This is a genomic window from Mycobacterium sp. NGS66, assembly GCF_059812225.1.
Genome location: NZ_JCALCG010000003.1, coordinates 287,481 through 300,749, shown reverse-complemented (window position 1 = coordinate 300,749; position 13,269 = coordinate 287,481). Strand labels below are relative to the sequence as shown.

The window sequence follows — 13,269 nt, the reverse complement described above, 5'->3', positions numbered from 1 at the left end:
ATGGTCCCCTAGTGGTAGGAGTCTTCTTCGATCAGGCGACTCCCATCGTAGGTGACGAGCCGGTTTCGACCGCCGCACGGCGATCGCAAGCGCGGAACGGCCGGACGCAGCCGGACTCGGCCGCTCGACGAGTCAGGCGAGCCTGATCAGGCCGTAATCGTAAGCGTGCCGACGGTAGACCACCGAAGGTCGTTCGGTTTCCTTGTCATAGAACAAGAAGAAGTCGTGCCCGACGAGCTCCATCTCGTAGAGCGCGTCGTCCACCGACATGGGCTTGGCCGGGTGTTCCTTGACCCGGACGATGCGGCCGGGCTCATGATCGATGCCGGCTTTTACCTCTTCACCGTCGTGTTGCGGCGGCTCGGCGGCTCGCTTTTTGGGTGCTTTGCGGGCCTGGTCGGTCGCAGGCACCACCGCGGTGGCAGCGGCCAGTGAAACCGGGGTCTTGTCGCCATAGTGGACTTTGCGCCGATCCTTGACTCGGCGCAGCCGGTTCTCCAGTTTGGCGACCGCGGCCTCGAATGCGGCATAGAAGCTGTCGGCGCACGCCTCCCCCCGCACGACCGGGCCACGGCCACGGGCGGTGATCTCCACGTGCTGACAGGATTTGCGTTGACGGCGGTTGCGTTCGTGATCGAGTTCGACGTCGAACAGGTAGATGGTCCGGTCGAACCGTTCCAAGCGAGCGAGTTTCTGCGAGACGTAAATGCGGTAGTGATCGGGGATCTCGACGTTGCGGCCCTTGACGACGACTTCGGCGTGCGGCGTCGGTTCGGCCTGTTCGTCGGTGTCGGCTGGTGGTTGGTCCAGGGCCCGACTGGAATCCGCGGTAAGCCTTGACATACGTGACAACTCGTTTCTCTTTTGCGTCACACGCGCCCTGCGTGCCGGCATTTCTCAACGCGCCGACGAGGTTGGAGCGGTTTCGCAGAATTTGTCTGGTCTTCTGCCGCAAGGCTGCCCGCCGGCGCAAGGTGTCGAATACTCACCCCCTTCCCGCGGTGGGATTTCACCCTGGGAAATCTCGACCATAGGTCTTCCGGTAAGCCAAGAACGTTGTTCTCGACGTTAGCTCGTGTTTGCCCCGACGTGCCACCAATTTGGTGGAGCTGTTGCGAGTTCTTCACACCATGCGGCTCAAGCCGAGGCGAGGGTCAGCACGGCAGTCACGTGGACATCGGCCCCGCGCAGCACCCGGACGGATTCGCGAGCCGTCGCGCCGGTGGTGACGACGTCGTCGACGACGATCACTTCGGTGCGCGGCGGTCGGCGCCGCAACCGCACCCGGCCGGCGATGTTGCGCTCGCGGTCGGCCGTGCCGAGGCCAACCGAGTCGTGCGCCATCGCCTTCATCCGCAGTGCCCCGACGACCGCGATGTCTGGATGCCCGGCGACGGCAGCCGCAGCCGCCCGGGCGACCGGGTCCCCCCCGCGCCGGCGAGCCGCCGAGCGCCGCGTCGGCGCGGGCACCACGGTCAGGGGTGTGTCAACGATGCCCCACGACAGCAGCCGGTGGATACCGACGGCCAGTGTGCAGGCCAGCGGTGTGAGCAGGTCGACGCGTCCGTGCTCCTTCAGCGCCAAGATCGCCTGGCGCCGCGCGCCCGCATAGCGCCCGAGCGCAAACACCGGCACCTGCGGATCGATCCGGGGGCTGACCACGTGCGGTTGGTCGGCTTTGACGACGAGCTCTGCCGCGCAGGCGGTACACCAACGGGTGGACGGTGCCCCGCAGCCGCCGCATTCCAGCGGCAGGATCAGGTCAAGCACACGCACAGTGTCGTGGCCAGGGGTGACAAAAGTCAGTCGGAGCTGTTGAACAGCGACGGCCAGGCGAAGCTGAAAACTCCCTGACTCAAGCGGCTGATGAGGTCTTCGAGGTACTTCAGCGGCAGCTCCATCCGCCACTCCGGAAGCAGGCCCGACAGCTGCAGGGAATCCACCCCGACGCTGACACCGGTCAACAGCAGCCCGTGCGGCAGCTCGGGCAGGGACACCCGGTAGGCCGGCATCCGGACCGGCAGCATCCAACGCCGCTGCCCCGTCACCAACGCGCGTGGACGCAGCCACAACGTCTTGCCCACCACGTCGACGTCGACGTCCAGACCGCCCCAGCCGGGCCGACGGGCCCAGCGCAGCCGGGCATTCCCGTCCTCGCGGAGCTCACCGCGCAGCCTCGGCGCCGCCCGGCGCAGCACGTCGTCGAAAATGCGCGACGACACCGCCGTCGTCAGCTCCGCAGGGGCGGCCACCACCAACGGCGGCATGCCCGGACGGATGTGCAGATTGTGCAGGACCGCATCGGCGGTCCTCAGGTGGTTGCGGTCCCACCTGACGTCGCGCGCCGCCAGCCGCACGTCGCCGAGCTGGCCGACCGCCAAGCCCTGTGGCTCCAGTGCGGAATTCAACTCGGTGACGGTCAGCACCACATCCTGGTCCCCGATTCGCACCGTCACTTCCTTGCCGACGAGCAATTGCTGCAGCGTGATGAACAAGGTCCGGTACGGCATGGCGGCGGCCTGGGCGGCTCCCGCGGTGACCGACGGCAGTCCGGGCAGGCCGCTTGACGACCACAACGAGCCCAGCATCTCCAGCGCGCCGAAGGGATCCTCCCAACGCAGGCGGGGAACTCTGGGCGACATCGGAAGCGCCTCCTCTGCTGAGAGGGTAATCGCTTGGTCGCCTGCTGGCAGTGGCTCAGCCAGGCAATACCGGCGCCGCGCCGGGAATCATCAGGCCGGGCACCTCCAGCCAGCCCTGCTGGCTTTCGGCAACCGACGCCGAATACTGCAGCACGCCTTGTGGGGCCCCGACGTAGACCGTCGACGGGTTGGCCGCGATCGAGAAAAGCGGAATCGCCAAGCCGCGGGCCGGCGCATCGGAGTTCACCCCGTCGAGGTTCACATACGACACCGGGTGCGTGGCATCGTTGCGGGTCACCACGATGTCGTCGCCGGTCCGCCAATACAGCGACACCACCGAGGTGCCCAACCCAAAGCCCAGCCGCCGCGGGTAGGTCAACGCGAACTGCCCCGCCTGGGTCTGCTCGACGCCCGCCAGGATCACCTGCCCGCCGATCACCATCGCGGCGCGGGTTCCGTCACGGGACAGTTGCAGGTCGGTGATCGGCCCCGGGAAGCGGCTGGCCACCGCGGCGGAATCGACCGGTATGCGCGCGGGCTGACCCGAGGCGGGCTCGGGGATCGCCCTCAGCACATTGCTGGAGTCGACGACCACCCACACCGCGTCGTCCAGCGCCCAGCTGGGCCGCGACAGGCTGTGTCCGTCCGCGGACTGGACCGCCTCGCCACCGAGATCCCCGATCCACAGCGAGGCCGCCATGTCGGGGGCGCCGCGTCGCAGCGTCACCACGGACGCCACCTGGCGCCCGTTACGCGACAGCGCGGCGCCGGTCTGGTCGCCCATCCGTCCGAAGGCCCCGGGCAGCGGCGTGATGCGCTGTGCGTCCAGCCCGACCAGGGATCCGTTCACCAGCGCGTGCAATCCCGCGCCGGCGCCGTCGGCCACGCCTGGGTCGGTGGCGGCGACGTCGGACGTGTTCCAACCTTCGGCGAACCTGTCGTCCAACGGTGCTCCGTCGGCGTTGATCACGTACGGCCCGCGGATGTCGGCCCTGGCCAGCGTCCAGATGATCTGTGCGGCAAGCAATTGCCTGCTGTGCGGATCGGTGGTGGTCAGCTTCTCCAGATCGATGCGCGCCCCGCCATAGCCGCTGCCGATGCCGTTCTTGCCGCCGTCGGCCCTGGTCACCGGTCCCCGCAGGCGCAGCGGAGGGGCGAGCAGGTTGCGCACGGCGTGCGCCATCTCCGGCCGCGGCCCCGCCAACAGCTTGGAGACCAGCTCGGTGGCGAGCTGGTCATGGTCGGAGACGGCGACGTAGCGCGGGTCGGGCACCACGGTCTTACCGGTGGGATCGGCGAAGTACAGGGTGTTGCGTTTGTAGGTGGCCTGGAACTGTTGCCAGTCCAGGAAGACCCCGTTCGGCAGCCGGTCGATTCGCCAGCCGCCCGACGTCTTGACCAACTCGATCGGACCCGGGTCGGGCAGCACCCCCTCCGCGGTCTCGAAGACGCCGACGTCCGACAGCGAGCCCAGGATGTCGGCCCGCATGTTCGCCGAAACACGTTCGGCCGCACGGGTTTCGACGAACACGACATGGTCGATCAGCAATGCGCTACCGGCGTCGTCCCAGGCGTTGGACGCGGACTGGGTGAGGAACTGCCGAGCCGCCAAGTGCCGGTTGGCGGGATCGGCGGTGGCCTTGAGGAATTCGCGCAGCAGCACGTCGGGGTCCATGCCCGGGGTGGGCTTGGGCAGGTTCGACGGCGCCGGCCGCTCGATGGTGCCGATGGCTTGCGGGGCCGACGAGGTGGGTACTCCCGCGCAACCGGCGAGCAGACCCGCCGCGCAGACCAGCCCCCAAATCAGCCGAAGCATGGTCGTCAACCGCCGCATCACCCGCTCCGTTCGGCATGCTCACGCTGGCGCTCTTTACGCGGCGCCCCGGCAGTCGGCGGCGGTGGCGTGGGCGGCGACGGCTGGGGGATCGGTTTCATGGGCAGCGGGCTGGTGGTGACCTTGTGACCGCGCACCAGCGGCAGCGTCAACCGGAAGCAGGCGCCCTGACCGGGTTCGCCCCACGCCTCCAGCCGGCCCTGGTGCAGCCGGGCGTCTTCGATGCTGATCGCCAGGCCCAGCCCGGTGCCGCCGGAGCGCCGCACCCGCGACGGGTCGGATCGCCAGAACCGGCTGAACACCAGCTTCTCCTCGCCGGGCCGCAGGCCGACGCCGTAGTCGCGGACGGTGACCGCGACCGTGTCTTCGTCGGCGGCCATCCGGATGTCCACCGGCTGGTGCTCGGCGTGGTCGATGGCGTTGGCGATCAGATTGCGCAGGATGCGTTCCACGCGGCGGGCGTCGACCTCGGCGATCACCTCTTCTGCCGGCAGGTCCACTCGCAGCGTGATGCCGGCATCCTCGGCCAGGTGACCGACGTTGCCCAGCGCGCTGTTGACGGTGGTGCGCAGATCCACCGCCTCGACGGACAACTCGGCCACGCCGGCGTCGTGGCGGGATATTTCCAGCAGATCGTTGAGCAGGGTCTCGAACCGGTCCAGCTCGTTGACCATCAGCTCGGTGGAACGCCGCAGCGTGGGATCGAGGTCGGAGCTGTGGTCGTAGATCAAGTCGGCGGCCATCCGCACAGTGGTCAGCGGGGTGCGCAGCTCGTGGCTGACGTCGGAGGTGAAGCGCCGCTGCAGGTTGCCGAACTCCTCCAGCTGGGCGATCTGCCGCGACAGGCTCTCGGCCATGTCGTTGAACGACACCGCCAGCCGCGCCATATCGTCCTCGCCGCGCACCGGCATCCGTTCGGACAGATGCCCTTCGGCGAACCGCTCGGCGATTCGCGACGCCGAGCGCACCGGCACCACCACCTGGCGGGAGACCAGGATCGCGATGCCGGCAAAAAGCACCAGCAGCACCGCACCCCCGGTGAGCATCGTGCCGCGCACCAGCGCGACCGTGGCCTGCTCGTTCTTGAGCGGAAAGATCAGGTAGAGCTCCAGGTTGGCCACCCGCGACGACGTCGGGGTGCCGATGATCAGCGCCGGCCCGCTGTAGCCCTCGGTATGCACGGTGGCGTACTGGTAGGCCGCCTGCCCGGCCTTGACGAAGCCGCGCAGCGAGCCGGGCACCTGCTCGACGGGGCCGGCGGTGGTCGCCGCGCGCGGGCCGTCGCCGGGCACCATCAGCACCGCGTCGAACGCGCCGGCCAGGCCGACGGCCGAACCCGGGTCGGTTTTCGAGGTCAGGGTGTTACGGGCCAGCTGCAGGCTGCTGTCCAGTGAGCGGGTCTCCTCGCCGTTGACGATGCCGCTGACCGTGCTGCGGGCCCGCTCGATCTGCTCGATGGCGGCTTTGACCTTGACGTCGAGCACGCGGTTGGTGAGCTGGCTGGTCAGCACGAAGCCCAGCGCCAAGATGACCGCCAGCGACAGCCCCAGGGTGAGCGCAACGACTCGCAGCTGCAGGGACCGTCGCCAGGCAACGCTCACGGCCCGGCTCAGCGCACTCATCCCGCGGGTCATGGGACCCGAGCGCCCCCAACGACTGCGTGTGCGCCGTCGCGAGCCCCACGTCACCGGTGCCGTCCCTCCTCAGCATGGCGACACCCTGCGTCGACGGCAGGGCAGGTCACGGAGGTCCGGCCTTGTATCCCACTCCTCGAACGGTGAGAACCACGGTCGGGTTCTCCGGGTCTTTCTCGACCTTGGCGCGCAGACGCTGGACATGCACGTTCACCAGGCGGGTGTCCGCCGGGTGCCGGTAGCCCCATACCTGTTCGAGCAGCACATCACGAGTAAACACCTGGCGCGGTTTGCGCGCCAATGCCACCAACAGGTCGAACTCGAGCGGTGTCAGCGAGATCTGCTCGCCGTTGCGGGTCACCTTGTGGGCCGGCACGTCGATCTCGACGTCGGCGATGGACAGCATCTCGGCGGGCTCGTCGTCGTTGCGGCGCAGCCGCGCGCGCACCCGGGCGACCAGTTCCTTGGGCTTGAACGGCTTCATGATGTAGTCGTCGGCGCCCGACTCCAGGCCCAGCACCACGTCCACGGTGTCGGTCTTGGCGGTCAGCATCACAATCGGGACGCCGGAGTCGGCACGCAACACCCGGCAGACATCGATGCCGTTCATGCCCGGCAGCATCAAGTCCAGCAGCACCAGATCGGGGCGCAGCTCACGGACCGCGGTCAGGGCCTGAGTGCCGTCGCCGACGACCGCGGTGTCGAAGCCCTCCCCACGTAGCACGATGGTCAGCATCTCCGCCAGCGAAGCGTCGTCATCGACGACGAGAATCCTTTGCCTCATGCTGTCCATGGTGTCACCAGATCGGGACAAAACTGGGGTAACCACACGGGCGTTTCGTGGCCGATAAGGGCAAATATCGGTGAATTCGGGTTTCGGACGGGTTCACAGCAGCCCGCCACGGGTCAAAGTGGTCGCCAGACGGCCCGGGTCGACGTCCGCGTCGACCAGCAACCACGGTCCGCCCCAGCCCGCCGCGGCCAGTCCCCGGTAGACCGCGCCGGTGCGCTGCTGAAGCCCGTCGTCGCGCTCGTAGCTGTCCCGGACCCGGGCGGGGTCGGTTGCGGCGCGGCTAACGGCGCGCTGCCCGGCGAGCTCAGCAGACACCGCGAGCAGCACCTGGCAGTCGGGCGTGGGCACCCCGAAGCGCTGGTATTCGATGCGGTGTATCCAGGCCACCGACTCTCCCGCCGCGTCCTCGTGCAGGCGCGCCGCGGTGTATGCGGCGTTGGAGGCGACATAGCGATCCAGGATCACGACGTCGTGATCGCGCCGCATCTGCTCGATCTGGCCGACGGCGCCGGCGCGGTCGAGCGCGAACAGCATCGCCATCGCATACGCCGACGAGGCCAGGTCGCCATGCTCGCCGTGCAGCGCCTCCGCAGCGATGTCGGCCGGAATCGACTGCCCGTACCGCGGAAAGGCCAGCGTGGCAACGGATTTCCCGTCGGCTTCGAATGCGGTGCGCAGCCCTCCGGTCAACGTCCGCTTGCCCGAGCCGTCGACGCCTTCGATCGCGATCAGCACCGCGCGAGCAGCTCAGTAGCGGTAGTGGTCCGGCTTGTAGGGACCTTCGACGTCGACGCCGAGGTATTCGGCCTGCTCCTTGGTCAGCTTGGTGAGGTGACCACCCAGCGCCTCGACATGGATGCGGGCCACCTTCTCGTCCAGATGCTTGGGCAGCCGGTACACCTCGTTGTCGTATTCGTCGTTCTTGGTCCACAGCTCGATCTGGGCGATCACCTGGTTGGCGAAGCTGTTGCTCATCACGAACGACGGGTGGCCGGTGGCGTTGCCCAGGTTCAGCAGTCGACCCTCGGAGAGCACGATGATCGACTTGCCGGTGTCGCCAAAAGTCCACAGGTCGACCTGCGGCTTGATGTTGAGCTTGGTCGCCCCGGACCGCTCCAGCGCGGCCATCTGGATCTCGTTGTCGAAGTGGCCGATGTTGCCCAGGATGGCGTGGTCCTTCATGGCCCGCATGTGCTCCAAAGAGATGATGTCTTTGTTGCCGGTCGCGGTCACCACGATGTCGGCCTCGCCGATGGCCTCCTCGACGGTCACCACCGGGAAGCCCTCCATCAACGCCTGCAGCGCGTTGATCGGGTCGATCTCGGTGACGCTGACCCGCGCCCCCTGGCCCTTGGCCGCCTCCGCACAACCCTTGCCCACATCGCCGTAGCCGCAGATCAACACGTTCTTGCCGCCGATCAGCGCGTCGGTGCCGCGATTGATGCCGTCGATCAGGGAGTGCCGAGTGCCGTATTTGTTGTCGAACTTCGACTTGGTCACCGAGTCGTTGACGTTGATCGCCGGGAACGCCAGGTCACCGGCCGCGGCGAACTGGTACAGCCGCAGCACCCCGGTGGTGGTTTCCTCGGTGACGCCCTTGACCGACTCGGCGATCTTGGTCCACTTGGTCTTGTCGGACTCGAAGCGCTGGCGCAGCACGTTCAGGAAGACCTTCCACTCCGCCGGGTCGTCTTCCTCGGCGGGCGGCACCACGCCGGCCGTCTCGTACTGCATGCCGCGCAGCACCATCATGGTGGCGTCGCCGCCGTCGTCCAGGATCATGTTGGCCGGCTTGTCGGGGTCCGGCCAGGTCAGCATCTGCTCGGCGCACCACCAGTACTCCTCGAGCGTCTCGCCCTTCCAGGCGAACACCGGGACCCCTTTGGGCTCCTCGGGGGTGCCATGCGGGCCGACCACGACGGCGGCCGCCGCGTGATCCTGAGTGGAGAAGATGTTGCAGGATGCCCAGCGCACCTCGGCGCCCAGCGCCGTAAGGGTTTCGATCAGCACCGCGGTCTGCACGGTCATGTGCAGCGACCCCGAAATCCGGGCCCCCTTCAGCGGCTGCACCTCGGCGTATTCCCGGCGCAGCGACATCAGACCGGGCATCTCGTATTCGGCCAGGTCGAGTTCCTTGCGGCCGAAATCTGCCAGCGACAGGTCGGCGATCTTGAAGTCGATCCCGTTGAGAACGTCGGGGGTCAGCGCGTTTTCGGTCGTCGTCATTACGGTGTTCGTCCTTCTTTGGGGCGTTTGCGGGCTCGGGGCCGGAGTTCGTTAGCGTCAGCCACTCTAGTCGTGGCGCCCGCACGCGCCGGTCACGGGACGTTGATGACCCCGTGGCGCTCCGCGAACGGCGTCATCAGCCGGGCCAGGTCGGCGGCGACGTCGTGGTCGGACTCCGGCGGCATCGAGACGTAGCTCAGGCACAGCCGCACGAGTGTGCGCGCCAGCATGTTGGCGTCCTCGTCGCTGGTGGTCAGCCAGGTCTGAGTGAAGGCCGTGGCCAGCCGGGCCGACGATCGGGTGATGATGGGCCCGCTGTCGGTGGTGATCAGCTGCAGCAGGTCGGGCTTGGCGACGCCGGTCAGCAGGGAGACGACCAACGGGTCCGCCGCCATCTCGGTGAAGAAGGCGCGAAACCCCTCCAGGAACGATTGGTAGATGTTGCCGACGTTGGCCTCTAGGCCGCTTTTGACGGTGTCGACCAAGCGGTCGGCCAGGCGCAGGGCGTAACCCTGCGCCAGGCCCTGCCGCGAGCCGAACTCGTTGTAGATGGTCTGGCGGCTGATGCCCGCCGCGCGCGCCACGTCCGTCAGCGTGATGGCAGACCAGTCCCGAGTCAGCAGTAGGTCCCGCATCGCATCCAGCACCGAGTCCCGCAACAGCGCCCGCGACGCCTCGGCGTAGGTAATACGCTTCACAGCCGCGACACTAGCGGTCTTGGACTCGGTGCCGGTGCTGATCACGGGCGCGCCACCTCGACCATCACGAAGTCCGACTTGGCCGCTCCGCAGTCCGGGCAGCTCCAGTCGTCGGGGATGTCATCCCAGCGGGTGCCGGGCGCGATGCCGTCTTCTGGCCAGCCCAGCTCCTCGTCGTACTCGAAGCCGCATTGCACACATTGGTACAGCTTGTAGTCGTTCATCGGTTTGCTCCTCTTCAGACGGGTTCGAAATCGGGCTTCTCGCGGACCGCGCAGTCCGGGCAGCACCACTCGTCGGGAATCTTCTCCCACGGCGTCCCGGCCGGAAAGCCTTCCCTGGCATCGCCTTTGGACTCGTCGTAGACGTAGTCGCAGACGGGGCACTTGTAGGCGGCCATCATGCTGCAGCACCGTAGCGGGCCAGCAGCTTGTCCCGCAGCCGCGGTTGCAGGTTCACCCGGGTGATGTCGCCGTCGTAGTGCGCCAGCACCCGGTGGTCCATCACCTTGCGCCACAGCGGCGGGAAGTAGGTCAGCGAGATCATCGACGCATACCCGCTCGGCAGGTTGGGCGAGCCTTCCATGCTGCGCAGTGTCTGGTAGCGCCGGGTCGGGTTGGCGTGGTGGTCGCTGTGCCGCTGCAGGTGGTACAGGAACAGGTTGGTGACGATGTGGTCGGAGTTCCAGCTGTGCACCGGCGCGCAACGCTCGTAGCGGCCGTTGGCGTTCTTCTGCCGCAGCAGCCCGTAGTGCTCGAGGTAGTTGACCGCCTCCAGCAGGCTGAAACCCATGACGGCCTGGATGATGATGAACGGAATGAGCGCCGGGCCGAACACCGCGATCAGCGCGCCGAAGAGCACCACCGACATCGCCCACGCGTTGAGCACATCGTTGGAGGCATAGGTCGTGGGGTTCCACGGGTTCTTGCCGAGCCGGCGAATCCGCTGGGCCTCAAGGTGGACCGCCGACCGCAGGCTGCCGAACACGCTGCGCGGCAAGAACTCCCAGAACGTCTCGCCGAAGCGGGCCGATGCCGGGTCTTCGGGGGTGGAGACGCGCACGTGGTGGCCGCGGTTGTGCTCGATGTAGAAGTGACCGTAGGCGGTCTGGGCCAGGGTGATTTTGGACAGCCAACGCTCCAGTGAGTCCTTCTTGTGCCCCATCTCGTGGGCGGTGTTGATGCCGACGCCGCCGAGCACACCGACCGATAGCGCCAGGCCGATCTTGCCCAGCCAGCCCAGGCCGCCCTCGAACCCGAGCCAGCTCAGGTCGGATGCGGTGAACAGGTAGGCGCCCAGCACCACGCTCAGGTACTGGAATGGAATGTAAACGTAGGTGCAGTACCGGTAGTACTTGTCGTTCTCCAGCCGCTCCATCACCTCGTCGGGCGGGTTCTGCCCGTCAGGACCGAAGAACACGTCGAGTATCGGCAACAAGACGTACAGCAGGATCGGCCCGATCCACAGCGGAACCTGGGCGGCGGTGTGCCAGCCGAGCTGGTTCAGTCCCCAGATGATCGGCAGCATCACGAACAGTGCCGTCGGGGCGATGAGCCCCATGAGCCACAAGTAGCGCTTCTTGTCACGCCACTCGGTTGCGGGCACTTCGGGTAAGTCAAGCGCTTTCGCTTGCGGGCTGATGTGTGTGGTCATATGCCAAACCTCCTTGTGAGTCACACCACGTCGAGTTTGGACAATACCGAGGTTCGCGTCTCTTGTCTAGACACAGATGGCATTTTTGTAAAGCATTACGAGCGCGCTGACCGTTGAGTGTGAGCTGACGGCGTTGATTCTGCGGCTACGGCGCGCTCCACTCGCACTTTGTCTGCATAGCCGCAGAGTCAGTGCGACGTTGGCGACCCTTAGGCGGCGGCTGGATTGGTATCCGGGTCGGGTTCCTGGTTGGCCTCTTCGGTCTGCCGCTTGCCTTGCACCGAGTGCCGCATGCCATAGCCGAGGTAGATCAGCGTGCCGACCACCAGCCAGATCGCGAACCGAACCCAGGTCAGCGCGGTCAGGTTCACCATCAGCCAGACACACGCGACGATCGAGGCGATCGGAAGTGCCGGAACCAACGGTGCCCGGAAGCCGCGCGGCAGGTCGGGGCGGGTCCTGCGCAGCACGACGACGCCGGCGGAGACGAGCACGAACGCGAACAGCGTTCCGACGTTGACCATCTCCTCGAGCTTGTTGATCGGAAACACCGATGCCGTCAGGGCCACCACCACGGCGACCAGCACGGTGATCCGCACCGGAGTGCCGTGCGAACCGGTTTTGGCCAAGGGACGCGGCAACAGGCCGTCGCGGGCCATGGCGAACAGCACCCGGCACTGGCCGAGCATCAGCACCATGACCACGGTGGTCAGCCCGGCCAACGCGCCGATGGCGATGATCTTGCTGGCCCAGTGCACCCCATTGGCAGTGAAGGCCGTGGAGAGATTCGCGTGACCACCGCCCGGGACGGTCTTCAGCTGGGTGTAGGAAACCATCCCAGACAGCACGACGGAGACCGCGACGTAGAGCACGGTCACGATCGCCAGCGATGCCAGGATTCCCTTCGGGACGTCGCGCTGAGGATGCTTGGTCTCCTCGGCCATGGTGGCCACGATGTCGAAACCGATGAACGCGAAGAACACGATCGAGGCCCCGGCCAGCACGCCGTACCAGCCGTAGTGGCTGCCGTGCGCCCCGGTCAGCAGCGACAGCACGGACTGGTCGACACCTCGGGCGTTTGCTCCGGGCTCCGGTTTGGGGATGAACGGCGAGTAGTTCGCGGTCTTGATGTAGAAGGCGCCGACGACGATGACCAACAGCACGACGCCCACCTTGATACCGGTGACCACCGCGGAGAACCGCGACGACAACTTGGTGCCCAGGGCAATCAGCGTCGCCACTATCCCGACGATCAGCAGCGCCCCCCAGTCCACGCTCACCGATCCGATCGTCGCCGTCCCACCGGCGAATCCGAACACCGTACCCAGATAGCTCGACCAGCCCTTGGATACCACGGCCGCGCCGATCGCCAACTCCAGCAACAGGTTCCAGCCGATGATCCAGGCGAGAAACTCACCGAAGGTCGCGTAGGAGAAGGTGTACGCGCTGCCTGCCACCGGCAGCGTCGAGGCGAATTCGGCGTAACACAGCGCCGCCAGCGCACATGTGATCGCCGCGATCACGAACGAGATCCAGATGGCCGGGCCGGTGATGTCTCCGGTGGTGGAAGCGGTGACGGTGAAGATCCCGGCGCCGATCACCACCGCGACCCCGAACACCACCAGGTCCCACCAGGTGAGGTCCTTGCGTAGCCGGGTGCCCGGCTCGTCGGTGTCAGCGATTGACTGTTCTACCGACTTCGTGCGCCAGCGACCGGCCATCAGGGGTGTCCTTTCATTACTGCTTGTGACGGCACAGTACCGAGTAACCTCGCGTTGGTGCGCGATCA

General features: G+C 66.9%; 13 protein-coding genes. All 13 read right to left on the bottom strand.

What is annotated here, in order from left to right; all coding sequences use genetic code 11:
- Window positions 1-132: 132 nt before the first annotated feature.
- The 13 genes from hpf to AC5Y2L_RS09195 all read right to left on the bottom strand — a co-directional run bounded on the left by hpf (window position 133) and on the right by AC5Y2L_RS09195 (window position 13,201).
- Window positions 133-843 (bottom strand): ribosome hibernation-promoting factor, HPF/YfiA family, encoded by a 711-nt coding sequence (hpf, locus tag AC5Y2L_RS09255; RefSeq protein WP_499933431.1) that lies wholly within the window; start codon window positions 841-843, stop codon window positions 133-135.
- 294 nt (window positions 844-1,137) lie between these two features.
- Window positions 1,138-1,770, bottom strand: coding sequence for a ComF family protein (locus AC5Y2L_RS09250; protein WP_499933433.1), 633 nt, complete (start codon window positions 1,768-1,770; stop codon window positions 1,138-1,140).
- 32 nt (window positions 1,771-1,802) lie between these two features.
- Window positions 1,803-2,642: a hypothetical protein gene (locus AC5Y2L_RS09245; RefSeq protein WP_499933435.1), complete on the bottom strand. Its 840-nt coding sequence runs from the start codon at window positions 2,640-2,642 to the stop codon at window positions 1,803-1,805.
- 55 nt (window positions 2,643-2,697) lie between these two features.
- The gene (lpqB, locus tag AC5Y2L_RS09240; RefSeq protein WP_499933437.1) at window positions 2,698-4,476 is read right to left on the bottom strand and encodes an MtrAB system accessory lipoprotein LpqB; all 1,779 of its coding nucleotides are present in this window, start codon (window positions 4,474-4,476) and stop codon (window positions 2,698-2,700) included.
- The gene (gene mtrB, locus AC5Y2L_RS09235; RefSeq protein ID WP_499933439.1) at window positions 4,476-6,164 is read right to left on the bottom strand and encodes an MtrAB system histidine kinase MtrB; all 1,689 of its coding nucleotides are present in this window, start codon (window positions 6,162-6,164) and stop codon (window positions 4,476-4,478) included. The genes lpqB and mtrB overlap by 1 nt, the downstream gene beginning before the upstream one ends.
- Before the next feature lie 52 nt (window positions 6,165-6,216).
- Complete coding sequence (gene mtrA, locus AC5Y2L_RS09230) at window positions 6,217-6,903, bottom strand: two-component system response regulator MtrA (RefSeq protein ID WP_067237492.1); 687 nt, start codon at window positions 6,901-6,903, stop codon at window positions 6,217-6,219.
- A 93-nt stretch (window positions 6,904-6,996) separates the two neighbouring features.
- The gene (locus AC5Y2L_RS09225) at window positions 6,997-7,638 is read right to left on the bottom strand and encodes a dTMP kinase (RefSeq protein WP_499933441.1); all 642 of its coding nucleotides are present in this window, start codon (window positions 7,636-7,638) and stop codon (window positions 6,997-6,999) included.
- 12 nt (window positions 7,639-7,650) lie between these two features.
- Window positions 7,651-9,129 (bottom strand): adenosylhomocysteinase, encoded by a 1,479-nt coding sequence (gene ahcY / locus AC5Y2L_RS09220; protein ID WP_499933443.1) that lies wholly within the window; start codon window positions 9,127-9,129, stop codon window positions 7,651-7,653.
- A 92-nt stretch (window positions 9,130-9,221) separates the two neighbouring features.
- A complete protein-coding gene (alkX, locus tag AC5Y2L_RS09215; protein WP_499933445.1) occupies window positions 9,222-9,827 on the bottom strand; it encodes a TetR family transcriptional regulator AlkX in 606 nt (201 codons plus the stop codon).
- Between the two features lie 41 nt (window positions 9,828-9,868).
- Window positions 9,869-10,051 carry a rubredoxin gene (locus AC5Y2L_RS09210; RefSeq protein ID WP_499933446.1) on the bottom strand — a complete coding sequence of 61 codons (183 nt, stop codon included), beginning with the start codon at window positions 10,049-10,051 and terminating at the stop codon, window positions 9,869-9,871.
- Window positions 10,052-10,065: 14 nt separating this feature from the next.
- The gene (locus AC5Y2L_RS09205; protein ID WP_499933890.1) at window positions 10,066-10,227 is read right to left on the bottom strand and encodes a rubredoxin; all 162 of its coding nucleotides are present in this window, start codon (window positions 10,225-10,227) and stop codon (window positions 10,066-10,068) included.
- A complete protein-coding gene (locus AC5Y2L_RS09200; RefSeq protein WP_499933447.1) occupies window positions 10,227-11,480 on the bottom strand; it encodes an alkane 1-monooxygenase in 1,254 nt (417 codons plus the stop codon). The genes AC5Y2L_RS09205 and AC5Y2L_RS09200 overlap by 1 nt, the downstream gene beginning before the upstream one ends.
- Before the next feature lie 209 nt (window positions 11,481-11,689).
- The gene (locus AC5Y2L_RS09195; RefSeq protein ID WP_499933449.1) at window positions 11,690-13,201 is read right to left on the bottom strand and encodes an amino acid permease; all 1,512 of its coding nucleotides are present in this window, start codon (window positions 13,199-13,201) and stop codon (window positions 11,690-11,692) included.
- Window positions 13,202-13,269: the final 68 nt, after the last annotated feature.